Below are 26,612 nucleotides of genomic sequence, written 5' to 3' on the forward strand. Positions count from 1 at the left end.
CGCGCTGCTTTGAGAAACACAGATACCGAAGGAATACGTGATGCCTGACCGTGACCGCCCATTGCTTGCCGTGCTGATCGACGCCGACAATGTACGCGCACGAGATGCGGCCAAAATCATGCGCGAAATCGCCGCTATTGGCGAACCTGCGCTGCGGCGTGTCTATGGTGATTGGTCCAGCGAACATCTGAAAGGCTGGCGGGAGCCGATACATGCTCTTGGTCTCGTTGCCCATCAGGAAACTGCCAATTCGAGAGGCAAGAACGCAACTGACATCGGCCTTGTTATTCATGCGATGGACATCCTGCACTCAGGCAAATTTGACGCTTTTGTCATCGTGTCGTCCGACAGCGATTTCACAGCACTTGTGAACCGATTGCGTGAGGACGGACTAACTGTCATTGGCATTGGCGAGGAAAAGACCAACCCGGCCCTGCGAAACGTCTATAACCGTTTCATTCTGGTCGAAAACCTCAAAGACGAAGAGGACAGCAACGATACCGCTGCCAAGCCCAAACCGAAAGCTGACATGAATCATGCGTATCAGTTGATCCGGACTGCAATTGAGCGTTGTGATACAGAAGACGACTGGGTAGCGCTTGGTCCGCTAGGTGTAAACTTGATGGCAGCACACCCCGACTTTGACACCCGCAGCTATGGATTTGCCAAGCTCAGCAGTCTGATCAAAGCGATGCCAAAGCTGGAGTTTGCCAACAAAGACAACCGCCCGATGGTTCGGCCAAAGACCTAGCGCCGCCCCAGCATCCACGGCAACAGCACGCTGAGCACCAGCAACCGGGCAATGTGACAGGCCGCGACAAATCCCGGGATGACCCCTAAAACAGCGCCCATCGCGATCATCGTCTCTAATCCGCCGGGGGCGAAAGCAACCAAAACATGCGCAAGTGGCATGTTCAGGGCCCAGGCAACCGGCAAGGCCCCCAACCCCGCCAGCCCCACAGCAACCAGCGTGATTGCGACACCCGCACCCAGGCCACCAGCAAAACGCGCCGGCGTGACCCCGCTGAACCGGGTCCCGATCAAGGATCCCAAAACCAGATAGGCAGGCAGGATGATCCACTGGGGCATGACCCCCGGCGCAAGGTCGCTCAGATGCCCGATGGCAGACACAACCATCGCGCCCAAAAGCAGCGGTGCCGGCACCGACACGCGCTGAAACAGCAGCCCGACCACGATGGCCAGCACAATCATGATCACCAATTGAACGAGCGCGACAGGCTCGCCCTGAGGGGCAATGTTGCCTGACAACTCCACCCCCATCGCGACGGCCACAAAGGGCACGACCAGCGTCAGAGCCAGCAACCTGACCGATTGGGTGATCGAAATGCGCGCCACGTCCGATCCGGTGCTGCTGGCCATCGCAATCACAAAGCTCAGATGCCCGGGCGCAGACGCCAGAAGCGCCGACCGCGCATCAAACCCAAAGAACCGCACCAGCATCGCACGGCAAATGGCCATGATCAGCCAAATGATCACTGCCATGAACACAAACGCGAGTGGCCAGCGCAGCATGGCACCCAGAGCATCGGTGTCAAAACCGGCCCCGACCGCAAGCCCGATCACCACAAAGCACGCATCGCGCAGCCGCAGGTCAATGGCGGTGCGCAGGCCGGCGAGGCTGGAAAGACTGACCGCAACAACCGGCCCCAACAACATGTAAACCGGCACCGACAACGCCCAAGCCAGTGCGGCCCCCACAGCCCCAACGCAGATTGTCAGCAAAGTTTCGCGGAGCGACAGGGATAGGTTCGGCGATCTCATACGCCGTTGCTATCACTCGATTAGATGCTCTGCCAGCGCCCCTTGCCCTTGCCGTGCAAAACCGTCATGGCCGTCATATTCATTTCTCAAGAGCGCAGGATCATGGACAATATACGCGGCGCTGTTTTGATGGTTTTGGCGATGGCCGGTTTCGCGCTTGAGGACATGTTCATCAAATTACTGGCTGATGCCGTGTCGGTCGGGCAGATCCTGACCATGCTGGGCATCGGCGGTTCGCTGGCCTTTGGCGCAATTGTCGTGGCCAGAGGCGAGGCATTGTTCGCCCGCACCATGTTGTCCTATCCGATTGTGTTGCGCGGATTGGGTGACCTGATTGGCGCATTGGCATTTGTTTCGGCCATTGTGCTGACCCCCCTTTCCAGCGCCTCTGCGATTCTGCAGGCAACGCCGCTGGCCGTCACCCTGGGGGCCGCGGTATTTCTGGGCGAACCTGTTGGCTGGCGCCGGTGGAGCGCGATTTTCGTGGGCCTGATCGGCGTCTTGCTGATCATCCGCCCCGGTCTGGACAGCTTTGAGGTTCTGTCGCTTTTGGCGCTGCTTGCGGTCTTTGCCCTCGCCCTGCGCGATCTGGCCACACGCAGGACGCCCGCGTCAATTACCACCATGCAGCTCAGCTTTCTGGGGTTCGTGGTGATTATTCCTGCGGGCATCTTGTTGATGATTTTCACCGGCTCACAGGTTGTGGCATTGAACGCCACCGAATGGATTTACATCAGCGCTGCCTTGGGCATCGGGCTTTTTGCCTATTACGCCATTGTTGCCGCAATGCGGGTGGGCGATGTGGGGTTTGTCACACCGTTTCGCTATATTCGACTGGTGTTCGCCCTGGTGATCGGGGTGACGGTGTTTGGAGAATCCCCCGATGCACTGACACTGATCGGGGCCGCGATCATTGTCGCATCGGGCATTTACACAATTCTGCGCGAACGCAAGGTCCGGACCAGCACCTGACCCGCCTTTTCAACCTGCCCCGTCCACGCTAAAAGCGCAGAAATCATTCAGCCCAAAGGACAGCCCTCATGAGCACAATCATCGACATTCACGCCCGCGAAATCCTTGACAGCCGGGGCAATCCGACGGTCGAGGTTGACGTGATCCTCGAAGACGGCACCATGGGCCGGGCCGCCGTGCCATCAGGGGCCTCAACCGGCGCATATGAAGCGGTCGAGCGTCGCGACGGGGACAAAGCACGCTACATGGGCAAAGGCGTGCTTGAGGCCTGTGCATCTGTGAACGGTGAGATCGCCGAGGCACTGGTCGGCATCGACGCCACGGAACAGGTCGAAATCGACGAGATCATGATCGAACTTGACGGCACTGACAACAAATCACGCCTTGGGGCCAACGCCATTCTGGGCGTATCGCTTGCTGCGGCCAAAGCGGCGGCAGATTACTGCACCCAGCCCCTTTATCGCTATGTCGGCGGCACGTCTGCACGGGTTTTGCCGGTGCCAATGATGAACATCATCAATGGCGGTGAACATGCCGACAACCCGATCGACATTCAGGAATTCATGATCATGCCCGTGGCTGCGGAAAACATCCGCGAAGCCGTGCGCATGGGGGCCGAAGTCTTTCACACGTTGAAAAAGGAACTCTCTGCAGCGGGTCTGTCCACGGGCATCGGCGATGAGGGTGGCTTTGCCCCCAATATCTCATCCACCCGCGATGCCTTGGATTTTGTGCTGAAATCCATTGAAAAAGCAGGCTACAAACCCGGGGAAGATATGTATCTGGCGATGGATTGTGCCGCGACAGAATACTACAAGAACGGCCGCTATGAGCTTGCTGGCGAAGGAAAATCCCTGAGCAGCGAAGAAAATGTCGACTATCTGGCCGCACTGGTCGCCGATTACCCGATCATCTCAATCGAAGACGGGATGTCCGAGGATGACTGGGACGGCTGGAAGGCGTTGACGGACAAACTGGGTGGTAAAATCCAACTGGTCGGCGATGATCTGTTTGTCACCAACCCTGAACGCCTTGCCATGGGCATTGAACGCGGTAGCGCCAATTCGATGCTGGTAAAAGTCAATCAAATCGGCAGCTTGACGGAGACACTTAAAGCGGTGGACATGGCGCATCGAGCGGGCTTTACCAATGTAATGTCGCACCGTTCGGGTGAAACCGAGGATGCCACGATTGCCGATCTGGCGGTCGCAACAAACTGCGGGCAGATCAAGACCGGATCGCTTGCGCGGTCGGACCGGCTGGCAAAATACAATCAGTTGATCCGGATCGAGGAAATGCTCGGTGAAACTGCCGAATACGCCGGCCGTTCGATCCTGCGTGGCTGAACAAGTTACCATTCGCCCCGCGACCACCGCTGCCGATCTGGCAGCGGTGCGTAGCCTGTGCTGGGACTACCGGAACTATTTGTTGTCCATGCAGGGCGTAAGCGAAGAAGTTACCGATGCCTTTCGCCCTGCCTCAAAATACGAGGCGTTGATGGAAAACCTGCCGATCCTGCACGCCCGCCCCAAGGGTATCATCATGCTTGCGACCGACCCTACAGGTACGCCAGTAGCATGCGGCATGAGCCACCCACTGGATGGACAAACATCTGAAATAAAACGTGTTTTTGTGGCTGATGCAGCCCGTGGACAAAATGTTGCGCACCAGCTTTGCACTTCATTGATTGCCCAAGCACATAAGGACGGGTTTTCCCGCGTCGTATTGGACACCCATAGATTACTTCACGCCGCGCAACGCTTGTATGAAAAGCTGGGGTTCAGTCGCCGAGGCCCTTACCAGCCGATGCCAGACAATGTCCTGCCTGAATTGGTGTTTTTTGAAAAACATCTTGCGCCTGCCATGGCACCGAAATGACCCCAGACCAAATCATCGCCCACCTCAACCTCGCGCCGCACCCCGAAGGCGGCCATTTTCGCCAGACCTGGGTGGCCGAAAACGCGGGCCGCCCGACCGGCACCTGCATCTATTTCCTGCTTAAAGCGGGCGAGCACAGCCATTGGCACCGCGTCGATGCCACCGAGATATGGCTCTATCACGCGGGCGCACCGCTGGTCTTGTCACTGGCTGAAACCGATGCGGGCCCTGCTGCCGATCACCTGCTGACGCCCGATCTGTCGCAAGGTGCACCCCAGATCATCGTGCCGGAAAACCACTGGCAGGCCGCGCGCAGCACCGGTGATTACACGCTGGTCAGCTGCACCGTATCACCCGGCTTTACCTTTGACGGCTTCACCCTCGCGCCCGCTGAAATGGACATACCCAGATGAAAAACCGCATGATCCTTTATGTCGGCATTGCCCTGATCGTTGGGCTTTATACCTATGATCGCAATTCCAGAACCGATATCTTGCTGCCCGCTACGGTCGTGAACATCGACAGTCAGATTGCGGAAAAAGGCGGCGACACCTGGCACCTGACCGTGGCGATTGATGCCGCAGAGGTCGTGCTGGAACCGCGCCTGTCGCGCCCCGATGTGTCCGAAGGCGACCGCATCTGCGTCACCGAAGTTGTCCGTGAGGGCCAGCCTCCGGAATATCTCTGGGCACCAAATGCCACCTGTTAAGGGTCCGGTTTAACGGCCTGACGGCACGCTGACGGTCCCGCCGCCAACAGCCGCCCGCACCCCAGTGGTGCCGGGGCACGATGTCGGCAATCCACGCGCCACGCGCACCGCAAGATAGGCAAAGGCCTGTGCCTCCAACATATCGCCATTGAGCCCGATGTCCTCGACCGGGACCACCGGACAATCAAGGCTCACGGTCAGCATCTGCATCAACACCGGGTTCATCCGCCCGCCACCTGTGACCAACACGCGCGTCGGCGGGCGTGGGCAATGCTGCATCGCCTCGGCCACCCCGGCGGCGCACATGGCGGTCAGCGTTGCCGCCGCATCGGCATCTGACAATTCGCCCACAAGCGCCACCATTTCGGCAAAATCATTACGGTCCAGTGACTTGGGCGGGACACGGGCAAAGTAAGGCTCTGCCAGAAACAGCTCAAGAGCGCCCTGTTCAACCTGCCCTTTGGCAGCCAGTCTGCCCCCTTCGTCAAAAGGCTTCCCACGCCGCACCTGCATCAGATCATTCAGCGGCGCGTTCGCAGGCCCCGTGTCAAAAGCCAAAAGCGCGCCCGTATCCTCGGGACGCGCGCAAGACGGGTCCACCCAGGTCAGATTGCCAACCCCGCCGAGGTTCAGAAAAACCACCGGATCTGTCAGCCCGGCAAACCGCGCACAGGCATGGTGGAAAAACGGCGCAAGCGGTGCCCCTTCCCCGCCAAATTCAACATCCGCACTGCGAAAATCCCAGACCACCGGCACACCCAGAACATCGGCCAAGGCCGCACCATCACCAACCTGCAGTGTGCCTTGCGCCCGCGGGGCATGGGCCAGCGTCTGACCATGAAAACCAATCAGGTCCACATCTTTGAATTCAGACAGAACCTCGATATGAGCGGCTTCAACGATCCCGGCGGCGGCCTGCACCTGAGGCCCTGACCATCTGCCAAACCCCGCAGCAATCACATCGCGTTCCTGATCGGAATAGGCGCGATAAGCGACCTGTCCAAAGCTCTCAATATCATGTCCATCCGTGCGCAGAACGGCGGCGTCCACACCGTCCAGCGAGGTCCCCGACATCGCGCCCAGTGCGGTCACCACACCTGTCTTGCTTACGGCCTTGTTCATGGCGTTACTCGGGGCCTTTCCCTTTGACTGCTCTGGCCCTATAGATGCCCCGCAACAGACGCCGAGGGCAAGCGCCATGACATACCATCCCAAATCGGAATTCATTCGCATCATGACGGAACGCGGGTTTCTTGCGGATTGCACCGATTATCAGGGGCTGGACGAGGCGCTGTTGCAGGGCGGGCAACCGGGTTACATCGGTTTTGATGCCACGGCAAAGTCGCTGCACGTTGGATCGCTCATTCAGATCATGATGTTGCGCTGGCTGCAAAAAACCGGCGGCAAACCGATCACGCTGATGGGCGGCGGCACCACAAAGGTCGGTGATCCGTCGTTTCGCGCTGACGAACGCCCGCTGATGGGCCCCGAACAGATCGACGCCAACATCGCTGGCATCAAAAAGGTGTTCTCGGCCTACCTGACCTATGGCGACGGGCCTTCTGATGCGATGATGATCAACAACGCCGAATGGCTCGATGATCTGAACTACCTCGATTTTTTGCGCGACATCGGGCGGCATTTCTCGATCAACCGGATGTTGTCGTTTGAGAGCGTCAAATCCCGGCTGGACCGCGAGCAATCGCTGTCGTTCCTGGAATTCAACTACATGATCCTGCAAGCCTATGATTTCATGGAGCTTCATCGCCGCTATGGCTGCATCCTGCAGATGGGGGGCAGCGACCAATGGGGCAACATCGTCAATGGGATCGACCTGACGCGCCGGGTGATTGACGGCGAAGTGTACGGGCTGACGTCACATCTTTTGACGACCTCGGATGGCAAAAAGATGGGCAAGTCGCAATCTGGCGCGATCTGGCTGGACGCCGACATGTTGTCGCCCTACGAGTTCTGGCAGTTCTGGCGCAACACCACGGATGCGGATGTGGGGCGTTTTCTCAAGCTTTATACCGAACTGCCCGTTGATGAATGTGATCGCCTGGGCGCGCTGGAAGGATCCGAGATCAACGCGGCCAAGGTGCGTTTGGCCAATGAAGTCACGACCCTGTTGCACGGCGCTGATGCGGCGGCAGCAGCCGAGGCAACCGCACGCGAGGTCTTTGAAAAAGGCGGTATTGGCGACGATTTGCCAACCCTGACGTTGTCAGCGGCGGATGTGGGGGATGGCATTTCCATTGTTCAACTGTTCGTCAAGTCCGGCCTTGCCGGTTCGGGAAAAGAAGCCAAGCGGCTGATTTCCGAAAACGGTGCGCGGCTGAATGATGAACCGCTGAACGATGCGGGCATGATGATTGATGCCAGCGCATTGGCCACACCGATAAAACTGAGTGCGGGCAAGAAACGCCATGCGCTGGTGCAATTGAACTAAAGGCAGGGGCGGATGATGCGCCCCGCCAGCCTTCCTGTAGTGCGCATTTAACCCTTTCTTTAGCATAATGGGCGCACCCTTGCGGCCATGTTTGATGCCGGACCCGCCCAAGATACACCGCTGATGCAGGACCCGGCCTTTGCTGCTGCTTTGCGCAGGTGTGGGCAAAGCCCCATTGTCCTGCAATCTGGTCTGATGCTGCTGCATCGTCGCGTGCTGGGCATACCGATCACGATGTTGCCCCGTGCGGTGCCGCCTGATGACCTTGATCGCCAATTACGCGCCCATAACCTTCACCGCACGCCACTGGTCCTCTCACCTGAACGGCCCTGCACCCTGCCCCGCGCAATGCGCCTGCGCGGACCGCAGTTTCTGGCACAGCTACGCCTGCACCCGGATGTGGATACGGCGCGCGCAGCGCTCCATCCCAAATGCCGCAATCAGCTTGGACGTGCCGAGGCCGCAGGACTACGGGTCTCGCACCGGCCCCTGCCGCCCAAACTAACGCACCCGCTGTTACGATTGGAAACCGCCCAAGCCCGCGCACGCCGCTACGCCAACTGGCCCGCCGCTTTGACGGCTGCATTTGCGGCGGTGGCCCCGGACCAGACCCGCCTTTTTATGGCGCACCAAAAAGGCACCGTGGTGGCCCATATGCTGTTTTTTCGCCACGGCGCGCGTGCGACCTACCACATCGGGCATATCACAGCGGCCGGCAAAGCATGCTCTGCCCACAATCTGCTGTTGTGGCAGGCATCGCGGTGGCTTGCCGCACAGGGGCATGACGCCCTTGATCTGGGGTTGATTGATCCGCGTACACCCGGACTTAACCGATTCAAATTGCGCACCGGGGCCGTGACCGCCCAAACCGGCGGCACATGGTTGCGCTGGCGTCCACTTGCACGGGGCGGCGACCCGTGATTATCTGAACATACGTTCAAATCAGGGAGGCACCTATGAAACTCAGCACGTCATCAGCCATCATCACCGGCGGAGCCTCTGGATTAGGCGAAGCCACAGCGCGTCATTTTGCGGACCAAGGTGCACAGGTGACGCTTTTGGACCGGGATGCAGAGCGCGGACCGAATGTGGCCAAAGACATTGGCGGGCATTTTATCCAGACAGACGTCACAGATGAGGAATCTGTACAGGCGGCTGTTGCCTTTGCCCTTGAAAAGATGGGGAAAATCTCTGCAACCGTAAATTGTGCGGGGATCGCCTATGGCATCAAGACCATTGGCCGCGATGGCCCGCACCCGCTTGATGCCTTCCAGCGCACCATTGATATCAACCTTGTCGGCAGCTTTAACGTGGCGCGGCTTGGGGCCGAGGCGATGGCGCAGAACGATCCTGAACCCGATGGTGCGCGCGGCGTGATCATCAACACTGCATCGATTGCGGCCTTTGACGGTCAAAAGGGACAGGCCGCCTATGCCGCGTCCAAGGGTGGCGTTGTCGGCATGACCCTGCCAATGGCCCGCGACCTGGCCAAGGATGGCATCCGCGTGATGACCATCGCGCCGGGCATTTTCATGACGCCGATGCTGGCCGGACTGCCCGATGAGGTTCAGGCATCGCTGGCCGCCGATGTGCCAAACCCCGCGCGGCTGGGCGATCCGTCTGAATATGCCCGTCTGGCCGGCTTTATCGTTGAAATGGGATATCTCAACGGCGAGGTCATCCGCATTGACGGCGCGCTGCGCATGCGCTGAGGGTGGCAGAAATGTCAGCAACCGAATATGATAAAATGCTGGCAGGCCAATGGTATAGCTGCATCGACGATAGACTGGAGGCGTTGCGGATGCGGGCGCGACATGCGGTATTCGCGCACAACTCCATGTCCCCCGATGACCGTCAGCAATTGAGCACGCCTTTGGCAGACCTTATTGCACAACATGGCGAGAACTGCATGATCGAGGTGCCGTTCCACTGTTCCTATGGCTTCAACATCCACCTAGGAGATGCGGTTTACCTGAACGCAGGGTGCATTATTCTTGATTCCGCCCCGGTTGTGATCGGCAGTCGCACCATGATCGGACCCGGTGCGCAGATCCTTTGCGCCCAGCATCACAAGGACCGCGACAAGCGCAAAGCCGGCATTGAAATTGCCAGACCCGTGACGCTTGGGGACGATGTCTGGATCGGTGCAGGTGCGATCATAATGCCGGGGGTGCGCATCGGCGACGGTGCAATTGTCGGCGCAGGTGCTGTTGTGACGCGTGATGTGGCCGCAGGGCAAAGCGTTATTGGCGTGCCGGCGCGGCGGATGTGATCATCCGTCCTAGCCGCCCGCTTTTTCCTCAAGGAGCAGCCATTCTTCCTCACAGGAACCTAGTTTTTTCTGCCTTTCGGCAAGGGCTTGCGTGGCTTTGTTAAACTTGACCGGTTGTTGCGTGAACAGATCAGGATCGGCCAATAACCCTTCAAGCTTGGCAATCTCCGCCTCCAGCCGCGCGATCTCATCGGGCAGTGCCTCAAGCCTGTGCTTTTCGGTGAAGCTCAGCCCCGATTTGGCCTGTTTGTCCTGCTTGGCTTTAGCGGGCTGCGCTTTGGATTTGGTCACGCTTTCCGAAAAGTCATCCTGCCCCCGCTGCGACAGATAGTCGGTCCATCCGCCCGCATAAATCGTGGCCTTGCCATCGCCTTCCATTGCAATGGTGGTCGCGGCAACCCGGTCCAGAAAGTCGCGGTCGTGGCTGACCAGAATGACGGTGCCGTCGTAATTGCCCAGCAGTTCCTGCAACAGATCCAGTGTTTCTACATCCAGATCGTTGGTGGGTTCATCGAGAACCAACAGATTGCTCTGCCGTGCCATGATCTTGGCCAACAGCAGCCTCGCCTTTTCGCCCCCCGACAAAGACCGGACCGGCGCGCGTGCCTGTGCTTCGTCAAACAGAAACTCTTTAAGGTATCCAACCACATGCTTGGGGTTGCCCCGCACCAGCACTTGATCTGCCTTGCCCGACACCCGCATATCAGGATCGCCTGTCAGGCTTTCCCAAAGCGTCATATCACCGTCCAGTTGCGCCCGCGCCTGATCAAACAGTGCAATTTCCAGATTGGTGCCAAGCGACACAGTCCCGCTGTCGGGTTCTTCGCGGCCAATCAACATATTCAGAAGAGTGGTTTTGCCCACGCCATTTGGCCCCACCAGCGCAATGCGATCGCCGCGTTGCACCTTGAGGGAAAAACCGCTCAGAATCGTCGTGTCACCGAAGCTTTTGCTGATGTTATCAGCCTCGATCACCTTGCGCCCTGACTTGGGTCCGGCATCCAGCGCCATCGCGGCGGTGCCTTGGCGCGTGATCTGGGCAGAGCGTTCTGCACGCAGTTCCTGCAACGCACGCACCCGGCCCTGGTTGCGCTTGCGGCGCGCTGAGATGCCTTCAACGGCCCACCGCGCCTCGGACTTGATCTTGCGGTTCAGCTTGTGCCGCTGCATGTCCTCTTCGTCCCATACCTGGTCGCGCCATGCCTCAAACCCAGCGAAACCGGTTTCTTGCCGCCGCACCTTTCCTCTATCAATCCAGAGGGTTGCGCGTGTAAGTTCACGCAAAAATGCACGGTCGTGGCTGATGATCACAAAGGCTGTCCGGGTTTGCTTTAGCTCGGCCTCAAGCCACCGGATAGCTTCAATATCCAGATGGTTCGTCGGTTCATCAAGCAGCATCAATTCAGGTTCTTCGGCCATCAGCCGCGCCAGTGCCGCGCGCCGCCGTTCGCCGCCGCTGGCGGTGGCCACCGGACGCGTAGGATCGAATTTGAGCCCCTCGCCCGCGCGTTCAACCTTGTACATCTCGCCGGGGTCCAGCCCGTGCGCCGCAAAATCACCCAGCGTGTCGAACCCGGCCAGATCAGGATCTTGTTCCATGTAGCCGACGGACACACCGGGGCCTGCAATGACATCGCCCTTGTCCGCCTCAACAAGGCCGGCCATCACCTTCATCAGTGTTGATTTGCCTGACCCGTTGCGCCCGACCAGGGCCACCCGGTCACCCGGCTGAATGACCAACGACAGGTCGTCAAAAACAGGATCACCGCCAAAGGTCAGTGATATTTCATTGAGTTGCAAAAGAGGTGCACGTGCCATGACCGCCAGCTATCTGCGCTGATCTCAGAGGTCAATGTCCCCTGACCCTATGACGCATAAATTCCTGCTAGACCAACGCCCGCAGGATCCGTTTCCGGGGTGCCGGGATCAACCCGATTTCAAGCCCTGTGAACACATGCAGGGTGTTCATCTGATGATCGACCACCGCATGATCGCTGACCCAGCCGCCCATCAAAAGATACGTTCGCAAAAGCGGTGGCAATCCCAACATCGCCTTTTTCGCATCAGGCTTTTGGCTGAGCTGGGCCGCAAAGCGAAACACATCTGGGGCCTTGACCCCGGGTCGCCAGCATAAGGGGCCCAGATGGCGGGCCTTGAGCATGGCGAAAGCATCCAGATAGGCATCGGGGTCAACGCCGGCAAAGGATGAACACCCAAACAGCATCCGGACATCATTGGAATCGACCACATCGGTCATCGCGGCCCATGCCACCCGCAAAATATCAGGATCGCACCAATCGGGGTGTACACAAAAGCGGCCCATTTCCATCATCAGACCCTTGTACCGCTGCAAGGCGCTCAACTCATAAAATTGCGCGGCGTAACTGCTTGCGAGGTCACGACCGTTGACCGCAAAGAGCCGGAAACAGCACACCACCGTATTGTTCGACACTTCTTTTATCAGAACATGCGTGCTGATGGCATCAAACGCATCACAATCATGGGGCTGCTGGCACCCAAAGCAGCGCGCGCGCAATTGCTGGGCGGCTGCAATGTCACGCGGCGATTTGGCTTGATAGGCGCTGAATTTACCTTTGGTCAGCGTCTTGATCTGTGCGGTCAACGGAGCGGCCATGCGCCAGACACCCTATGGCCGATCCCGCAGGACCGCACAAACGGCCTTAACTGCCGAAGGCAGGACTGAACCGGCCAATGTTGCCCAAAAGCTGACGCAACAGCGATTGATCCCTGACCGACGACGATGTCACACGCCGTGACAATGGCACAACCCGACCGCGTTCCAGACCAAAGCGTTCGACATTTGTCACGACACCATTGTCGGAAAAGCTGATTGCGACCACCTGTCGGTCGATTTCTTTGGGGGCCAATGGACCGATCACCCGTTGCCGCATCTTGACGTAATAAAAGCCGCTGTTGCTTAGAACCCCGGCGGAAGTTGGCACACCAACTTTTTCTGTGACACTCTCGCGGGTGTCTGTGCCAACCTGAATTTGGTCGAGATCCTCTTGGGGTGGGATATATCCATGGTTTTCAAACTGCGGGCTACAGGCCGCAAGCGCCAGCACTGCGGCAAATGTCGTGGCTTTAAATGCCCTAACACGAGTCTGACTTTTGATGCGCATATGGTCTGGCCCTTGCCCTTGGAAGTTATGGCTTTTATTCCGCATACACCAATGCCCCCCCCGGTATCAAGAAACTAGGTTCAAGAAACGAAAGGTGACATCCCATGTCGCGCACTCCACCAAGCCCCACAGCCCTGCGTGTGGCTGACCTGTCACACAATGTTGATAATACATTTGATCTGCGCCCCGACGCTGCCGCGACAAAAGCGCTTGCAGAAATGCTGGACGTGTCCGCCCTGCGCAAGCTCAGCTTTGTCGGGCGCATTATCTCTATGGGCAGCACCGATTGGCAGCTTGAGGGCCGTCTGGGTGCCACTGTGGTACAGCCCTGTGTGGTGACGTTGGACCCTGTGACCACCCGGATTGAGGCAAACGTGGCGCGCCGGTTCATCCACGATTTCAGCGATCCTGATGAACCCGAGGCCGAAATGCCAGAAGATGAAACCGCTGAACCCCTTGGCCCGTGGATTGATCCGGCCATCGCAATGCAAGAAGCACTGGCACTGGCGATCCCTGATTATCCGCGCAAGGATGACGCCGAACTGGGCCAGTTGGTTTATACCAAGCCCGGAGAGGCCCCGATGACCGACGAAGACACCCGTCCCTTTGCCGGTTTGGCCGACCTCAAGGATCAGATGAAAAAGGGCGGCCACTAGCCAAGCGGCAATTCGTCGCTGGCAGCCGCAAAATACCTGCTTGCATCATACCGCGTTCGCAGTATTTTGCCGCCCTTACCCCAATTAAGGTTGGACATTGCGAGGCCTTGCGCCTAAAGCGACGACACGCCCGAATGGGACCCAGATTGAAACATGGTTATTACATGGCTTGGCTCATGTCCTGACCCCAAAGACAAAGGCACCAGACATGGCTGTCCAGCAGAATAAAGTTTCCAAGTCGCGTCGCAACAACCGTCGTGCGCATGATTCGCTCTCAGCAGCGAATCCAAACGAATGTACAAACTGTGGTGAGCTGAAACGCCCGCATCACATTTGTCCGTCTTGCGGTCACTATGCCGACGCGGAAATCGTCGCATTGACCGAAGAGATCGACTTGGAAGACGACGCGGCATAAGCTGAGTTCACTATCGCTCCAGATCACAAGAGGTTTTCGCAACAGATGACGGCCCCGACCGATCACAGCTCCGCGAATGCCAAACCTGCAGGTTCAGGTCGTACCCTCATTTCGGTTGACGCGATGGGGGGCGATCAAGGTGCGGCTGCCGTTGTTGCCGGATGCGCTTTGTCCGCATCGGCCAATTCCGATATCGCATTTATCCTGCACGGTGACGAAAAGCTGCTGACCCCGCTTGTGGCCAAACGCCGCGAACTGGCCGGACGCTGTGAAATTCGCCATACGACAGACGTTGTCACCATGGACGACAAGCCCAGCCAGGTGTTGCGCACTGGCAAGGACACGTCGATGTGGTCGGCCATTGAATCGGTGCGTACAGGCGATGCGGCGGTTGCCGTTTCATGTGGCAACACCGGTGCATTGATGGCCGTCTCGATGATCCGCCTCAAAAAACTGCCCGGTGTGAACCGTCCTGCGATTGCGGTGCTTTACCCCTCTTCTAACCCTCAGGGCTTTAACGTGATGCTGGATGTGGGCGCTGATATTCGTGCTGATGCGGATGACCTTATGCGCTTTGCCCTGATGGGCATGTCCTATGCCCGCAACGGGATGAACATGGAACGCCCCCGCGTGGGTCTCTTGAACGTCGGCACCGAAGAACACAAAGGCCGAAGCGAATTGAAAGAAGCCTATGACTTGATTCGCGACCAATCCGAGATTGCAGGCTATGAATTTGTCGGTTTTGTCGAAGGCGGCGATATTTCGGGCCACCGCGCAGACGTCATCGTCACCGATGGTTTCACTGGTAACGTGGCAATCAAAACCGGCGAAGGCACGGCAAGCATGATCGGTGCCCGGTTGCGCGAGGCGTTCAGATACTCGCCTTTGTCACGGCTGGCGTCGCTGCTGGCCTACACATCGCTGATGCGGCTGCGCAAAGCGATTGATCCGCGCCGCGTGAACGGCGGTGTGTTTCTGGGACTGAACGGCACGGTGGTGAAATCACACGGGTCTGCGGACGCCACCGGCGTTTCTGCGGCGATCAAACTGGCCGCACAGCTGTCAGCAAACAAATTTAATGACAAACTGGCGGCCCGAGTTGCTGCTGCTTTGCCGGTTGAGGAAACGGAAGAATGACCCAGCGCGCTGTTGTCATTGGCTGCGGCCATTACTTGCCATCGCGCGTGGTCGAAAACGCCGAATTTGAAAAAACGCTTGATACAGATGACGCATGGATCAAATCCCGCAGTGGAATTGAGCGGCGTCATTTTGCGGCTGAGGGTGAAACCACATCCTCTATGGCCACCGCCGCGGCACAGGCGGCCCTCAAAGATGCTGGCCTGACCGCTGACGATGTCGATGCCATCATTTTGGCGACCTCTACGCCTGATCTGACCTTCCCTTCAGCGGCGACAATGGTGCAGGCGCAACTGGGTATGACAAAAGGCTTTGCCTTTGACGTTCAGGCCGTTTGCGCCGGTTTCATCTATGCTTTGTCAAACGCCAATGCGCTGATCGCGTCGGGCCAGGCACGTCGCGTGCTGGTCATTGGTGCCGAAACATTCAGCCGGATCATGGACTGGACGGACCGATCCACCTGCGTGCTGTTTGGGGACGGTGCGGGTGCGATGCTGCTTGAGGGCCAAACTGGTACCGGTGCACCCACGGACCGGGGTATTCTGGCGACCGACCTGAATTCGGACGGGCGTTACCGCGATCTTCTCTATGTTGATGGTGGTGTCAGCACCGGCACGACCGGATACCTGCGCATGCAGGGCAACCAGGTGTTCCGCCATGCGGTTGAAAAACTGGCATCGACCGCGACCACCGCGATGGAACGCGCTGGCGTCAATGCCGATGACGTCGACTGGATTGTCCCCCATCAGGCCAACATCCGCATTATTCAGGGCACTGCCAAAAAGCTGAACCTGCCGATGGAACAGGTTGTGGTCACAGTGCAGGATCATGGCAACACGTCTGCGGCGTCAATTCCCCTTGCGATGTCCGTCGGGCGCGCCCGCGGTCAGATCAAAGATGGCGATCTTATCGTGACCGAGGCCATTGGCGGCGGACTGGCCTGGGGTGCGGTTGTACTGCGCTGGTAAATACTTACAACCACACGTTAATAATTGGCAGAAACAAGCCCGTCCAAGTCATTGATATTGACTCCTAAATTCCGCAGGGCCTAAGGTAGCCAAAACCACGGGGGACGGAATGGCGAATAAAACTTTGACGCGGATGGATCTTAGCGAAGCTGTATTCAGCGAGGTTGGTCTGTCGCGCAATGAAAGTGCACAGCTGGTAGAAGCCGTGCTGGATCATATGTCGGACGCGCTGGTCGCTGGCGAACAGGTCAAAATCTCATCCTTTGGCACGTTTTCCGTGCGTGACAAAACGGCACGCGTGGGCCGTAATCCGAAAACTGGCGAAGAAGTCCCGATCAACCCGCGCCGCGTGCTGACGTTCCGGCCATCACACCTGATGAAGGACCGCGTCGCAGACGGGAACAAGTCCTGATCCATGGCCAAATCCCCAGACGCCTTTCGCACCATTTCTGAGGTCGCTGAGTGGCTGGGCATTCAGGCCCATGTGCTGCGCTTTTGGGAAAGCAAATTTACCCAGGTAAAACCGATCAAACGGGCCGGCGGGCGTCGATATTATCGCCCGTCGGACATGTTGTTGTTGGGTGGCATCAAGCAACTGTTGCATGAAGACGGGCTGACCATCAAAGGCGTGCAAAAAATTCTGCGCGAAGAAGGGATGAGCCATGTCGCTGGGATGTCTGCCCCCCTTGATGATCTGACCCTGTCACAGCTTGGAGAAGACAAGCCGAAAACGCCAGCACCCACCGCCGCAAGAACGCCGGAAGACGAAAAAGGTGTCGTGCTCAATTTTGACGGTGGCGCTGAGGCAAAATCAGATAAGGACGTCTCGCAAGACGTTGAAATATCGGAAAACCTCACAAAGATTCTTGACGCCGAAATGGCCGATGATGAACCAGAAGTCGCGGTGGATGCAGCGCCGGATGACATCGCGGAACCACAGCAACCACAAGTTCAGGAAGATCAGATCGAGGCATCTGAGCCAGCACAAGACAGCGCAGAAGAACCGTCGTTTTCTGAGCCCGACGAAGCAAAAGAACCTGAACCTCTGGATGCCACAGCCGAGGATGAACCCGCGCCGGAAGACGTGGAGGAACCTGCCTCCGTTGACGCATTACCGGCCTTCCTGCGGCATCCGCTGACGGATCAGGACGGGCAGGATGAAAAGCCCGACGTCGCCGCGCAACCGGACGCAGAGCCGCAAATCGAAACACCCAGGAAGCCACGTGTCATTGACCTGCCGGCATTCGCAACTGAGGCTGATTTTGACGCAGCCCCTGCGGCGCTCACCGCGGCATTCAGAGCCCGTGAGATCGCACCGGAGAACCGCGAAAAAGCCACTACATTGCTGCGCCAGCTCATTGCACTGCGTGATTCGATGGCAACACGGCCCAGACCTTCCCCGCCGCCATCAAACCAAGACTGACCTCGGCAATGTCACATCTGGCAATTCCCTCTTGCGTGCGGGGCAAGATCGGTTATGTACCGCCCCAAGTCGGGCTATGGCGCAGCCTGGTAGCGCGTCCGTCTGGGGGACGGAAGGTCGCAGGTTCGAGTCCTGCTAGCCCGACCAATCATCAACAACACGCCCGCTTCCCTGGGATGCGGGCGTTTGTCATTGCGAAAGGCCCCACCAGATGACCACCCCGGTGCATGGCGTTATTCCAAACCAAGAAATCTCAGCGATGATCAGGGACGGTGCAATTCTCGCCGATCCTGCGGTGATCCCTGCGCAAATCCAGCCTGCCAGCCTGGATTTGCGACTGGGTACAAAAGCATACCGCGTGCGTGCCTCTTTTCTGGCAGGCAAAGACGCCAAGGTTGCGGACCGTCTGGCCGAGTTTGAGATGCATCAGGTCGACTTGACCAATGGTGCGGTGCTTGAAAAGGGCTGTGTCTATGTGGTGCCCCTGATGGAGCACCTCGCCCTGCCCGCAGACCTGTCGGCGGTGGCCAACGCCAAAAGCTCAACCGGTCGTCTTGACCTGCTGACACGCACGATCACCGATGGCGGTACAGAATTTGACCGTGTCGCGCCGGGATATCAAGGGCCGCTCTATGCCGAGATTTGCCCACGGTCTTTTTCGGTGCTGGTACGTCCGGGGATGCGGCTGAACCAGATCCGGTTTGGCCGCGGCGATGCAACGCTGAACGATACTGATCTGCGCGCCCTGCATGCACAGACGCCATTGGTGAATGGTGATGCGGTGATTGATGACGGGTTGGGGTTTTCAGTGGACCTGAAACTGCCGGACACCACGCTTGTTGGATACCGTGCCAAGCCCCATACCGGCGTCATAGACCTTGATAACATTGGATATTATGACCCTGCTGAATATTGGGAAGAGGTCCACACCAGTAATGGTCAGATCATTCTCGACCCCGGCGCGTTCTATATCCTGGTGAGCCGCGAGGCCGTCACCATTCCCCCGGAATACGCAGCCGAAATGGCCCCATATCTCGCGATGGTCGGGGAATTTCGGGTGCATTACGCGGGCTTTTTTGACCCCGGCTTTGGCTTTGCTGATGCAGGTGGTGCCGGTTCCCGAGGTGTGCTTGAGGTCCGATGCCATGAGGCCCCGTTTGTGCTTGAACACGGTCAGGTCGTCGGGCGGCTGGTCTATGAGCGCATGGCGGACGTCCCGTCGCATATCTACGGCGCGGGCATCGCATCAAACTATCAGGGTCAGGGCCTGAAGCTCAGCAAACATTTCAAAACGGTTGCAGCTTAGAACTTCATGATCCGGCGCATGGCCTTCATCGACTGATTTGCATTGCCTGTATTCAAATGCCGCTGCTGGCGCGCCTGACGGCGGGCCTGACGTTCTTCGCGGCTCATTTGCGGCTGCACGGGGTTGCCATAGTCGTCAATCTCGCCCTGCGGCTGCTGGCGGCGCTTGCCAATCTTGCCCGCTTGTTCAAATCCGGCGTTCACACCGCGTCTGACCAATTGATTCATCACCTGACGGATAATCATGTTAATAATCTGGTTCATTGCCCGTTTCCCTTTTTGCCTCAGCGCGCAATATAGCATGGAATACGGCGATTTTCAGGCCACCATTTGATTAATCTTCAAAAAGCTCGCTTTGACCTTCTGTGCTTTCTTCCTCATCGCCGTCGCTTTCCCCCATGATCGGCAAGGTGCCCGGCGGCGGTCGGTTCTCAAGCAGCCCGGCAGAACGCAATTCCTTGAGCCCCGGCAGATCGCGGGCATTTTCGAGGCCAAAGTGATCAAGAAACCCTTGTGTCACCACGAAAGTCACAGGCCGCCCCGGCGTCATTTTGCGCCGTCCAAAGCGAATCCATTCCAGTTCAAGCAGCTGGTCCACCGTGCCCCGCGACACCGAAACGCCGCGAATTTCCTCAATCTCGGCGCGGGTAACGGGCTGATGATAGGCGATGATGGCCAGCGTTTCGATAGCGGCGCGGCTCAGCTTGCGGACCTCAACGGTTTCCTTTTGCATCAGGAATCCCAGATCAGAGGCCGTCCGAATGGCGTAAGCATCGCCGATCTTTGCCACCTGCACGCCGCGCCCGTCATAGCGTTTGCGCAGATGCACCATCGCTTCGGCCGCGTCACAGCCATGCGGCATCCGCCCCTCAAGTTCCTTGAGGGTGATCGGTTCCGAGGTTGCAAAAAGCACCGCCTCCAACATGCGTTCCTGTTCAGCAATTGGCGGGGCCTCAAACAGGCTTTCTTCTTTTTCTTCAAATTCTTCCGACACGCACCTAATCCTTTTTGCGCAACTGGATCGGGGCGAACAACGCGCTCTGCCTAATCTCAACTTGGCCTTCTTTTACCAGCTCCAGTGACGCCGCAAAGGTCGACGCGGTGGCGGACCTGCGCCGCATCGGGTCGGCCTCCCACCCTTCGGGCAAAAAGCTCATCAGGTCCCCCCAGTCGCCTGCATACCCGATCAATCCCCGCAATCGGTCCAGCGCCTGTTCCATGGTGAAAACGGAATCCCGATCCATGACAAAGGGGCGAAAATCATCACGTGTGCGGATGCGCGCATAGCCTTGCATCAGATCCAGCAGGGTCGCGGTATATGTCACACGGCGTGTCCGCGTTACCTCGTGGGTTTGGCCACGGGCAAAGAAATCACGCCCCAGCTGGTCACGGGCCATCAGTCGGGCGGCAGCGTCGCGCATCGCCTGCAATCGCTCCAGTTGAAATGCCAGATGTGCGGCCAGTTCTTCACCAGACGGGCCATCTTCGGTCGGGTCGGGCGGCAGCAACAAGCGAGATTTCAGGAACGCCAGCCATGCGGCCATCACCAGATAATCCGCAGCCAGTTCAAGCCGCAGCGCTTTGGCTTTTTCCACAAAGGAAAGATATTGCCGCGCCAATTGCAGAACGGAGATTTTGCGAAGATCGACCTTTTGGGTACGGCTGAGTGTCAGGAGCAAATCAAGCGGCCCCTCGAACCCATCCACATCGACGATCAACGCCTCGGCGGCCATCCGCTCTGCGACAGATACCGGGTCTTCTTCAAATGTGGTTTCAGCCATGTCCAGCCCCGCCCAAAAGCGCCTCAAGCTGGGCGTCCATGGCGGAAATGTCAACATCATCGGGGGCTTTGCGCATCGACAATGCACGCCGGGCGCGGGTCATTGCGGCAGGCGTCATTTCACCTGCGGCCTCAACAACGCGACGGCGGTCTTCCAAAGGGGCATTGCAGTACAAAACAACGTCACAACCCGCCTCGATCGCTCCTTTGGCATTTTCCGCTGGCGTGCCACTAAGCGCATTCATCGAAATGTCATCGGTCATGATCAGATTGTCAAAGCCGATGTCCTCGCGGATCAATTGCATCATGACCGCCGACAGCGTCGCGGGGCGCGGATCAATCGCGTCAAAGACCAGATGCGCTGTCATGCCCATGGGCAGATCATTCAAGGCCCTGAACGGGGCAAAATCGAGCGCATCGAGATCGGCGCGAGCGGCATCGACGCAGGGCAGGTCAAAATGGCTGTCCATTGTGGCACGGCCATGACCGGGGATATGCTTGACCACAGGCAAGACACCGCCAGCCAACAGAGCGTTCGCCACAGCGCGCCCGATATTCCCAACCCGCGCCGGATCGCTGCCATAGCAACGGTTGCGCAGAAATTCATGGGTGGCGTGGCCTGCAACATCAACCATGGGCGCACAATTGCTGTCGATGCCAACGGCTCTCAGCTCATCGGCGATAATCCGATATTTCAGATACATCGCCTCTTCGGCGCGCGCACCCGCGATCGCCACAAAATCAAGCGGCGGCAGCCATTCACGCCAATGGGGCGCGCGCATTCGCTGAACGCGGCCGCCCTCCTGATCAATGGTGATCACTGCATCATGGCCCACGGCTTCGCGCATTTCATCGCACAGCGCGCGAACCTGATCTGGCGTGTCGATGTTGCGGGCGAACAGAATGAAACCAATAGGATTGGCATCCCGAAAGAACGCTTTTTCATCCGCCGTCAGACGCTGGCCCGTTGCATCAATGATCGTTGCCCCAAAAGGACGCACCTGATCAGAGCCAACAGGGCGCATTACCGGGTCACGACCGGAATACAATCGGCGTTTTCAGCCACAAGGGCCGCGCAAAAGCGGCGCGCATCCGCGATATCCTGAAAACCCATCGCGCGCAGACGATAGAATATGCGCCCGCCACTGGTTGCTTTTTGCACAATGCGCTGCTTGCCATCCAGAAACGCACTAAAGCGTCCCTGCAAAACGTCCCATTGTTCACGCGCCACCTGAGGGCTGTCGAAGGCACCCAATTGTGCCAACCGCGTCCCCGCGGCCAAACTTGTGGCATCCACTTCGACCGCATCTGTGGCGGTGTTAAGCGATGCCTGAACCACAACTGCGCGGGTGGCGGGGCGTTTCTTGGGGCGCAGCGACTGGCGAACGCCGGGCGCATCAAGGACGGCGGGGACTTGCTCTTGCTCCAGCACGGCCTCCGCGACCTCGGCGGCGACGGTTGCCGCAACCTCTTCGGGGTCGGCGCTTAATTCAATCATCGGGGCGACGCCGGTGGTCAATTGTTCAACCAAGTCATCCACATTCCCTGATTGCAGCGCCGCCGTCACATCCACCGGCTCAGGCAGCGGCAGATTCTGGGGCAGCGCGTCCTGTGGCGCAGGTGCAACCATTGCGACGGGCGTGGCCTGATCATCGTCGGTCAAATCGACAGGCCGGGGGGCCAAACGCAGTTCATCGGCTGGCAAACCTGCGGTGCCGTTCGCTGCTATTTCATTCACGGACAACCCTTGATGCTCGGCCAATTCGCCACCCGGATCACTGGGCCGCACCCGCATGTCGCCGGTCACAGCACGCACCACAGGTATCCCGCTGACATCGCGCACCAGCAACTTGTACCCCCAGACACCAATCCCAACAACCAGTGCCAGCGATATCGCCGCACCAGCCAAATTCGTTATTTTTTTCAATCCATTAGCCGTTGCTGCGACGCTATAGGATTCACCTGAATCAGCGCCGAAGCCCCCCGCCATCGGGGAGGAAGTGAATTCTGCCATCTCTGCCTCGCTGCCCACATTAGTACATTGCCATGCGGGTCTATCTTTGGGTTTGCCTGTGTCAGCGCGCGTGCGACTTATCGCATCTCTTGCGCCGGAGTGACCCCCAGAATACCAAGACCAGCCGCAATTACAATCGCCGTGGACCGCGCGAGGGCAATTTTTGCCTGCGAGGTTTCGGGATCGTCGTCCTGAATAAAGCGCAACGACGAGACATCGTGGCCGCGGTTCCAAAGCCCATGCAGTTCGCCCGCAAGCTCATAGAGGTAAAATGCGACCCGGTGCGGTTCATTGGACCGGGCGGCGGTTTCGACCAGACGCGGCCATTCACCAAGCTTTTGCAGCACCTTCAGTTCCGCTTCGTGATCAAGCTTGCTCAGGTCCGCAGCTTGCAAACTGGCATCATCCACCGCGATCCCGGCCTCAGCCGCCTTGCGCAGCACCGATGCGACGCGCGCGTGGGCATATTGCACGTAAAACACCGGGTTTTCGCGGCTTTGTTCCAGCACCTTGTCAAAATCGAAATCCAGCATGGCGTCGTTCTTGCGGGTCAGCATGACAAACCGCGTCACATCCGCACCCACCTGCTCGACCACATCGCGCAGGGTCACAAACGTGCCTGCCCGTTTCGACATCTTGAACGGCTCGCCGTTCTTAAAGAGCTTCACCAGTTGCGTCAGCTTGATATCAAGTGACACCTTGCCATCCGACAGCGCGCTGACCGCCGCTTTCATCCGTTTGACATAGCCGCCGTGGTCGGCACCAAAAACATCAATGAGCGCGTCAAATCCACGCTGAATTTTATCATAGTGGTAAGCAATATCGGGCGCGAAATAGGTCCAGCCCCCCGTAGATTTCATCACCGGGCGATCCACGTCATCGCCATGCTCTGTTGATTTGAACAAGGTTTGAACCCGCGGCTCCCAATCTTCGGGCATTTTGCCCTTCGGCGGCTCCAGGGTGCCCTGATAGATCAGGCCCTTCGATCTAAGGTCCTCAATCGCGGCTTCAATGCGCCCTGTGCCATAGAGCGACTTTTCGGAATAAAACACATCCATCTCGACGCCCAACGCTTTGAGATCACTGCGGATCAGCGCCATCATGGCATCGGTGGAGAACTCCCGCACATCCGCAAGCCAGACCTCTTCGTCCTGATCGACATAGGCATCCCCAACCTTGGCCTTCAGCGCCTCGCCGACCTCGATCAGATAATCACCGGGATAGGTCCCTTCGGGCCAATCGACGGTCAGATCGTGCGCCTCAAGATAGCGGTTATAGACCGAGCGTGCCAACACATCGACCTGCGCGCCACCGTCATTAATGTAGTATTCGCGCGTCACGTCCCAGCCCGCGTAATCCAGCAGACTGGCCAGCGCATCGCCAAAAACCGCACCCCGCGTGTGGCCGACGTGCAAAGGTCCGGTGGGATTGGCCGACACGTATTCAACGTTGACCTTTCGCCCCTGCCCCAACGTGGCGCGGCCAAAGTCCGTACCGCTGGCTAATACGGCCCGTGCAACACCTTGCCATTCCGAAGGCGCAATCCGCAGGTTCAAAAACCCCGGCCCCGCCACCTCTGCTGATGTGATGCGGACATCTTGCGCCAATTGCGCCGCCAATGCATCCGCAATGTCGCGCGGTTTCATGCCCGCTGGTTTGGCCAGCACCATTGCCGCGTTTGTGGCCATGTCGCCATGTGCCGCATCGCGCGGAGGCTCTGCCGTGATGGCGTCCATGTTCAGATCAGCGGGCAATGTGCCCTGAGCCACCATATTTTCAAGCGTGGCGATGATCAGCGTGCGAATTTCAGCAAAGAGGTTCATTTCAGCAATCCTTATTCCCTGCCCATGTATCACTTGGAAAAATGCAGTCAATCAACCGCACCGGGGAATGCGTTATTGGGTCAAATCGAATGTCGTGCTCTTGATCCGCCGGGCCTGCGCGCCCACCAGAAAAAGCAGGGTATCTACCGCCCGCTCAGGTGTCTGTTTTGGCACCGTCACAGTATGCACGCGCATCGATTTTGACGCCACAGCATCGCCCAAGGCCGCCCCCGCTGCACCAAGCGCACCACAAAGGCCCTGTTCGACAAGGGCAAGCGGATCATCTGGCCGTGCAACCACACTGACCAACGACCCCTTGCCTGCAACCAAACCATGTCCAAATGTGCGCATGATCATTGACAGTCCGCGCATCTGTTCGGTGATGTGGTGGGGATAGGCCAGCGGCATCAGGTTCACCACCAGATCAATCGGCTCTGCGCCCCATGCATCCGCAAGAACCCGCAGCGCCTCAACCTGACCGCCTTTAACAAAAAGTGGTTCGATCCGTTCCGGGGACGCGGCCGCGATCTGTCCCAATCCCTGTGCATCGCCGCCCATCACGATCACATGGGCATCCGTTTCAGCAAAAGCCTGCGCAATCTCTGCGCCCGGCGTTTGACAGGCGGAAAGGACAAGAATTGTGCAGGCAGAACGTGAAATGACAGTAGACAAATGTGCGAACCAGAAATTGTTAACAAAAGGTTAGCACGAGTTTGATCAAATAAGAAGCCATCTAAGCATTCGTAATTAATCTCGCATGTTCCTGAAGCGCATATCGGTCGGTCATGCCCGCGATATAATCGGCGACCATCCGCGCCAGAGCGGTGCGATCTTGCGCCGCCGCGTCAATCTGGCGCGCCCAGTGGCGCGGCAACAACACCGGGTTCTCCAGAAACAGGGGAAACAGGTCTTCGACAACCTGCGTGACCTCGGCGCGTTTTTTCATAACCGGGCCTGCGCGGTACATGCGCTGGAACAAAAAGCTGCGGATGTCGCGCAGGTCACGCCACATCTGATCGGAAAAGCGGATCACCGGGTGCCCCAAGTGACGAATACCTGCCGCATCTGTTGCCCCCGCTTGCGCCAGCAAAAGCCTTGATGTTTCAATCACATCGCTGACCATGACCCCAAACACCCGGCGCAGCGCCTCATGCCGACGCCGATAAGGGTCGGTATCGGGATAAAGCGCATCAACCCGCGCATAGGCATCCCCAACCAAGGGCAACTCCGCAATCTCCGCCTCGGTAAACAGTTGCGCGCGCAGCCCGTCGTGCAGATCGTGATTATTATACGCAATGTCATCAGACAGGGCTGCCACCTGCGCCTCGGCACTGGCATGGGTGTGCAGTTCCAGATCATGCACTGCGTCATAGTCCGCCAGGGCATGCGGCAGATCACCGGTGACGGGGCCGTTGTGCTTGGCAATCCCCTCCAAAGTCTCCCAGGTCAGGTTCAGCCCATCAAATTGCGCATAGTGCCGCTCAAGCGAGGTCACAATCTTGATGGCCTGTGCATTGTGATCAAACCCGCCGTAGGGGGCCATCAGCGCATGCAGGGCATCCTCGCCCGTGTGACCAAAGGGAGTGTGACCCAGATCATGGGCCAAAGCGACGGCCTCGGTCAGCTCTCCGTTCAGGCCCAGGGCCCCCGAAATGGTCCGCGCCACCTGTGCGACCTCAATCGAATGGGTCAGCCGCGTGCGGTAATAATCGCCCTCATGCTCCACAAAAACCTGCGTCTTGTGCTTGAGCCGCCGAAAGGCGCTGGCATGAATGATCCGGTCCCGATCCCGCTGAAAGCAAGACCGATGGGTGCTTTCCTCTTCCCAGACCCGCCGTCCCCTGCTGGTCTTGGGATCAGAGGCAAAAGATGCGCGCATTGCGGCT

The 26,612-nt window shown here is 58.3% G+C and carries 30 protein-coding genes and 1 tRNA gene; 18 read left to right on the forward strand and 13 right to left on the reverse strand.

What is annotated here, in order from left to right; translation table 11 throughout:
* The first annotated feature begins 40 nt into the window (after positions 1–40).
* The gene (locus C1J02_RS12590) at positions 41–751 is read left to right on the forward strand and encodes an NYN domain-containing protein (protein WP_114878895.1); all 711 of its coding nucleotides are present in this window, start codon (positions 41–43) and stop codon (positions 749–751) included.
* Here C1J02_RS12590 and C1J02_RS12595 read toward each other — a convergent pair.
* A complete protein-coding gene (locus C1J02_RS12595; protein ID WP_114878896.1) occupies positions 748–1,782 on the reverse strand; it encodes an AbrB family transcriptional regulator in 1,035 nt (344 codons plus the stop codon). The genes C1J02_RS12590 and C1J02_RS12595 overlap by 4 nt on opposite strands.
* 102 nt (positions 1,783–1,884) lie before the next feature.
* On the opposite strand from C1J02_RS12595, the gene C1J02_RS12600 reads away from it, so the two are divergent.
* From C1J02_RS12600 to C1J02_RS12620, 5 genes are all read left to right on the forward strand, one after another.
* A complete protein-coding gene (locus C1J02_RS12600) occupies positions 1,885–2,754 on the forward strand; it encodes a DMT family transporter (protein WP_114880542.1) in 870 nt (289 codons plus the stop codon).
* Positions 2,755–2,822: 68 nt separating this feature from the next.
* On the forward strand, positions 2,823–4,100 hold the full coding sequence (gene eno, locus C1J02_RS12605; protein ID WP_114878897.1) for a phosphopyruvate hydratase: 1,278 nt from the start codon (positions 2,823–2,825) through the stop codon (positions 4,098–4,100).
* Positions 4,093–4,632 (forward strand): GNAT family N-acetyltransferase, encoded by a 540-nt coding sequence (locus C1J02_RS12610; protein WP_114878898.1) that lies wholly within the window; start codon positions 4,093–4,095, stop codon positions 4,630–4,632. The genes eno and C1J02_RS12610 overlap by 8 nt, the downstream gene beginning before the upstream one ends.
* Positions 4,629–5,045 carry a cupin domain-containing protein gene (locus C1J02_RS12615; protein ID WP_114878899.1) on the forward strand — a complete coding sequence of 139 codons (417 nt, stop codon included), beginning with the start codon at positions 4,629–4,631 and terminating at the stop codon, positions 5,043–5,045. The genes C1J02_RS12610 and C1J02_RS12615 overlap by 4 nt, the downstream gene beginning before the upstream one ends.
* A complete protein-coding gene (locus C1J02_RS12620) occupies positions 5,042–5,341 on the forward strand; it encodes a hypothetical protein (RefSeq protein ID WP_114878900.1) in 300 nt (99 codons plus the stop codon). Before C1J02_RS12615 ends, C1J02_RS12620 begins: the two co-directional genes overlap by 4 nt.
* Positions 5,342–5,350: 9 nt before the next feature.
* Here C1J02_RS12620 and C1J02_RS12625 read toward each other — a convergent pair whose 3' ends face one another.
* Entirely contained in the window at positions 5,351–6,463 is a 1,113-nt protein-coding gene (locus tag C1J02_RS12625) for an anhydro-N-acetylmuramic acid kinase (RefSeq protein WP_114878901.1), read from the reverse strand.
* 76 nt (positions 6,464–6,539) lie between these two features.
* Between C1J02_RS12625 and tyrS the strand changes: the two genes are divergently transcribed.
* The 4 genes from tyrS to C1J02_RS12645 all read left to right on the forward strand — a co-directional run bounded on the left by tyrS (position 6,540) and on the right by C1J02_RS12645 (position 10,062).
* The gene (gene tyrS, locus C1J02_RS12630; protein WP_114878902.1) at positions 6,540–7,790 is read left to right on the forward strand and encodes a tyrosine--tRNA ligase; all 1,251 of its coding nucleotides are present in this window, start codon (positions 6,540–6,542) and stop codon (positions 7,788–7,790) included.
* Between the two features lie 87 nt (positions 7,791–7,877).
* Positions 7,878–8,711 (forward strand): GNAT family N-acetyltransferase, encoded by an 834-nt coding sequence (locus C1J02_RS12635; RefSeq protein ID WP_114878903.1) that lies wholly within the window; start codon positions 7,878–7,880, stop codon positions 8,709–8,711.
* 35 nt (positions 8,712–8,746) lie between these two features.
* A complete protein-coding gene (locus tag C1J02_RS12640) occupies positions 8,747–9,502 on the forward strand; it encodes a 3-hydroxyacyl-CoA dehydrogenase (RefSeq protein ID WP_114878904.1) in 756 nt (251 codons plus the stop codon).
* A gap of 11 nt (positions 9,503–9,513) precedes the next feature.
* Positions 9,514–10,062 carry a sugar O-acetyltransferase gene (locus C1J02_RS12645; RefSeq protein WP_114880543.1) on the forward strand — a complete coding sequence of 183 codons (549 nt, stop codon included), beginning with the start codon at positions 9,514–9,516 and terminating at the stop codon, positions 10,060–10,062.
* A gap of 9 nt (positions 10,063–10,071) precedes the next feature.
* Here the strand turns inward: C1J02_RS12645 and C1J02_RS12650 are convergent, their stop codons facing one another.
* The 3 genes from C1J02_RS12650 to C1J02_RS12660 form a co-directional block, all read right to left on the reverse strand.
* Complete coding sequence (locus C1J02_RS12650) at positions 10,072–11,880, reverse strand: ABC-F family ATP-binding cassette domain-containing protein (protein WP_114878905.1); 1,809 nt, start codon at positions 11,878–11,880, stop codon at positions 10,072–10,074.
* 67 nt (positions 11,881–11,947) lie between these two features.
* Positions 11,948–12,697, reverse strand: a complete 750-nt coding sequence (locus C1J02_RS12655) for a GNAT family N-acetyltransferase (protein ID WP_114878906.1) — start codon at positions 12,695–12,697, stop codon at positions 11,948–11,950.
* A gap of 46 nt (positions 12,698–12,743) precedes the next feature.
* Positions 12,744–13,205: an outer membrane protein assembly factor BamE gene (locus C1J02_RS12660; protein ID WP_114878907.1), complete on the reverse strand. Its 462-nt coding sequence runs from the start codon at positions 13,203–13,205 to the stop codon at positions 12,744–12,746.
* 104 nt (positions 13,206–13,309) lie between these two features.
* Between C1J02_RS12660 and C1J02_RS12665 the strand changes: the two genes are divergently transcribed.
* From C1J02_RS12665 to C1J02_RS12700, 8 genes are all read left to right on the forward strand, one after another.
* On the forward strand, positions 13,310–13,861 hold the full coding sequence (locus tag C1J02_RS12665; RefSeq protein ID WP_205389804.1) for a DUF177 domain-containing protein: 552 nt from the start codon (positions 13,310–13,312) through the stop codon (positions 13,859–13,861).
* Between the two features lie 208 nt (positions 13,862–14,069).
* Positions 14,070–14,276, forward strand: coding sequence for a 50S ribosomal protein L32 (gene rpmF / locus C1J02_RS12670; RefSeq protein ID WP_114880545.1), 207 nt, complete (start codon positions 14,070–14,072; stop codon positions 14,274–14,276).
* Between the two features lie 45 nt (positions 14,277–14,321).
* Positions 14,322–15,413, forward strand: a complete 1,092-nt coding sequence (plsX, locus tag C1J02_RS12675) for a phosphate acyltransferase PlsX (RefSeq protein ID WP_114878908.1) — start codon at positions 14,322–14,324, stop codon at positions 15,411–15,413.
* Positions 15,410–16,381 carry a beta-ketoacyl-ACP synthase III gene (locus tag C1J02_RS12680; protein WP_114878909.1) on the forward strand — a complete coding sequence of 324 codons (972 nt, stop codon included), beginning with the start codon at positions 15,410–15,412 and terminating at the stop codon, positions 16,379–16,381. The genes plsX and C1J02_RS12680 overlap by 4 nt, the downstream gene beginning before the upstream one ends.
* A 109-nt stretch (positions 16,382–16,490) precedes the next feature.
* Positions 16,491–16,793 carry an integration host factor subunit alpha gene (gene ihfA / locus C1J02_RS12685; protein WP_114878910.1) on the forward strand — a complete coding sequence of 101 codons (303 nt, stop codon included), beginning with the start codon at positions 16,491–16,493 and terminating at the stop codon, positions 16,791–16,793.
* Between the two features lie 3 nt (positions 16,794–16,796).
* Positions 16,797–17,804 carry a MerR family transcriptional regulator gene (locus tag C1J02_RS12690; protein WP_114878911.1) on the forward strand — a complete coding sequence of 336 codons (1,008 nt, stop codon included), beginning with the start codon at positions 16,797–16,799 and terminating at the stop codon, positions 17,802–17,804.
* 70 nt (positions 17,805–17,874) lie between these two features.
* Positions 17,875–17,951 (forward strand) — tRNA-Pro (locus C1J02_RS12695).
* 76 nt (positions 17,952–18,027) lie between these two features.
* Complete coding sequence (locus C1J02_RS12700) at positions 18,028–19,110, forward strand: 2'-deoxycytidine 5'-triphosphate deaminase (protein WP_114880546.1); 1,083 nt, start codon at positions 18,028–18,030, stop codon at positions 19,108–19,110.
* Here the strand turns inward: C1J02_RS12700 and C1J02_RS12705 are convergent.
* The 8 genes from C1J02_RS12705 to C1J02_RS12740 form a co-directional block, all read right to left on the reverse strand.
* A complete protein-coding gene (locus C1J02_RS12705; protein ID WP_114878912.1) occupies positions 19,107–19,373 on the reverse strand; it encodes a hypothetical protein in 267 nt (88 codons plus the stop codon). The genes C1J02_RS12700 and C1J02_RS12705 overlap by 4 nt on opposite strands.
* Before the next feature lie 70 nt (positions 19,374–19,443).
* A complete protein-coding gene (scpB, locus tag C1J02_RS12710; protein WP_114878913.1) occupies positions 19,444–20,103 on the reverse strand; it encodes an SMC-Scp complex subunit ScpB in 660 nt (219 codons plus the stop codon).
* A 4-nt stretch (positions 20,104–20,107) separates the two neighbouring features.
* Positions 20,108–20,890, reverse strand: a complete 783-nt coding sequence (locus tag C1J02_RS12715; protein WP_114878914.1) for a ScpA family protein — start codon at positions 20,888–20,890, stop codon at positions 20,108–20,110.
* Positions 20,883–21,914, reverse strand: a complete 1,032-nt coding sequence (gene nagZ / locus C1J02_RS12720) for a beta-N-acetylhexosaminidase (protein ID WP_114878915.1) — start codon at positions 21,912–21,914, stop codon at positions 20,883–20,885. The genes C1J02_RS12715 and nagZ overlap by 8 nt, the downstream gene beginning before the upstream one ends.
* A complete protein-coding gene (locus C1J02_RS12725; protein ID WP_254693095.1) occupies positions 21,914–22,903 on the reverse strand; it encodes an SPOR domain-containing protein in 990 nt (329 codons plus the stop codon). The genes nagZ and C1J02_RS12725 overlap by 1 nt, the downstream gene beginning before the upstream one ends.
* Positions 22,904–22,980: 77 nt before the next feature.
* Positions 22,981–24,726 (reverse strand): arginine--tRNA ligase, encoded by a 1,746-nt coding sequence (gene argS, locus C1J02_RS12730; protein WP_114878917.1) that lies wholly within the window; start codon positions 24,724–24,726, stop codon positions 22,981–22,983.
* A 72-nt stretch (positions 24,727–24,798) separates the two neighbouring features.
* Positions 24,799–25,398 (reverse strand): hypothetical protein, encoded by a 600-nt coding sequence (locus tag C1J02_RS12735; RefSeq protein WP_114878918.1) that lies wholly within the window; start codon positions 25,396–25,398, stop codon positions 24,799–24,801.
* 61 nt (positions 25,399–25,459) lie between these two features.
* Positions 25,460–26,605: a deoxyguanosinetriphosphate triphosphohydrolase gene (locus C1J02_RS12740; protein ID WP_114878919.1), complete on the reverse strand. Its 1,146-nt coding sequence runs from the start codon at positions 26,603–26,605 to the stop codon at positions 25,460–25,462.
* Between the last annotated feature and the right edge of the window lie 7 nt (positions 26,606–26,612).

It is taken from the genome of Sulfitobacter sp. SK011, assembly GCF_003352065.1.
Taxonomy (GTDB): Bacteria; Pseudomonadota; Alphaproteobacteria; order Rhodobacterales; family Rhodobacteraceae; genus Sulfitobacter.

Excerpts from the sequence above, each read along its gene's own strand:
- argS (WP_114878917.1), bottom strand. The coding sequence starts at position 24,726 with ATGAACCTCTTTGCTGAAATTCGCACGCTGATCATCGCCACGCTTGAA.
- C1J02_RS12615 (WP_114878899.1), top strand. The coding sequence starts at position 4,629 with ATGACCCCAGACCAAATCATCGCCCACCTCAACCTCGCGCCGCACCCC.
- C1J02_RS12690 (WP_114878911.1), top strand. The coding sequence starts at position 16,797 with ATGGCCAAATCCCCAGACGCCTTTCGCACCATTTCTGAGGTCGCTGAG.
- C1J02_RS12635 (WP_114878903.1), top strand. The coding sequence starts at position 7,878 with ATGTTTGATGCCGGACCCGCCCAAGATACACCGCTGATGCAGGACCCG.
- C1J02_RS12665 (WP_205389804.1), top strand. The coding sequence starts at position 13,310 with ATGTCGCGCACTCCACCAAGCCCCACAGCCCTGCGTGTGGCTGACCTG.
- C1J02_RS12680 (WP_114878909.1), top strand. The coding sequence starts at position 15,410 with ATGACCCAGCGCGCTGTTGTCATTGGCTGCGGCCATTACTTGCCATCG.
- C1J02_RS12725 (WP_254693095.1), bottom strand. The coding sequence starts at position 22,903 with ATGGCAGAATTCACTTCCTCCCCGATGGCGGGGGGCTTCGGCGCTGAT.
- C1J02_RS12640 (WP_114878904.1), top strand. The coding sequence starts at position 8,747 with ATGAAACTCAGCACGTCATCAGCCATCATCACCGGCGGAGCCTCTGGA.
- tyrS (WP_114878902.1), top strand. The coding sequence starts at position 6,540 with ATGACATACCATCCCAAATCGGAATTCATTCGCATCATGACGGAACGC.
- nagZ (WP_114878915.1), bottom strand. The coding sequence starts at position 21,914 with ATGCGCCCTGTTGGCTCTGATCAGGTGCGTCCTTTTGGGGCAACGATC.
- C1J02_RS12655 (WP_114878906.1), bottom strand. The coding sequence starts at position 12,697 with ATGGCCGCTCCGTTGACCGCACAGATCAAGACGCTGACCAAAGGTAAA.
- C1J02_RS12590 (WP_114878895.1), top strand. The coding sequence starts at position 41 with ATGCCTGACCGTGACCGCCCATTGCTTGCCGTGCTGATCGACGCCGAC.
- C1J02_RS12600 (WP_114880542.1), top strand. The coding sequence starts at position 1,885 with ATGGACAATATACGCGGCGCTGTTTTGATGGTTTTGGCGATGGCCGGT.
- C1J02_RS12625 (WP_114878901.1), bottom strand. The coding sequence starts at position 6,463 with ATGAACAAGGCCGTAAGCAAGACAGGTGTGGTGACCGCACTGGGCGCG.
- ihfA (WP_114878910.1), top strand. The coding sequence starts at position 16,491 with ATGGCGAATAAAACTTTGACGCGGATGGATCTTAGCGAAGCTGTATTC.
- eno (WP_114878897.1), top strand. The coding sequence starts at position 2,823 with ATGAGCACAATCATCGACATTCACGCCCGCGAAATCCTTGACAGCCGG.
- C1J02_RS12705 (WP_114878912.1), bottom strand. The coding sequence starts at position 19,373 with ATGAACCAGATTATTAACATGATTATCCGTCAGGTGATGAATCAATTG.
- C1J02_RS12645 (WP_114880543.1), top strand. The coding sequence starts at position 9,514 with ATGTCAGCAACCGAATATGATAAAATGCTGGCAGGCCAATGGTATAGC.
- C1J02_RS12650 (WP_114878905.1), bottom strand. The coding sequence starts at position 11,880 with ATGGCACGTGCACCTCTTTTGCAACTCAATGAAATATCACTGACCTTT.
- C1J02_RS12660 (WP_114878907.1), bottom strand. The coding sequence starts at position 13,205 with ATGCGCATCAAAAGTCAGACTCGTGTTAGGGCATTTAAAGCCACGACA.
- C1J02_RS12595 (WP_114878896.1), bottom strand. The coding sequence starts at position 1,782 with ATGAGATCGCCGAACCTATCCCTGTCGCTCCGCGAAACTTTGCTGACA.
- C1J02_RS12620 (WP_114878900.1), top strand. The coding sequence starts at position 5,042 with ATGAAAAACCGCATGATCCTTTATGTCGGCATTGCCCTGATCGTTGGG.
- rpmF (WP_114880545.1), top strand. The coding sequence starts at position 14,070 with ATGGCTGTCCAGCAGAATAAAGTTTCCAAGTCGCGTCGCAACAACCGT.
- C1J02_RS12740 (WP_114878919.1), bottom strand. The coding sequence starts at position 26,605 with ATGCGCGCATCTTTTGCCTCTGATCCCAAGACCAGCAGGGGACGGCGG.
- plsX (WP_114878908.1), top strand. The coding sequence starts at position 14,322 with ATGACGGCCCCGACCGATCACAGCTCCGCGAATGCCAAACCTGCAGGT.
- C1J02_RS12715 (WP_114878914.1), bottom strand. The coding sequence starts at position 20,890 with ATGGCTGAAACCACATTTGAAGAAGACCCGGTATCTGTCGCAGAGCGG.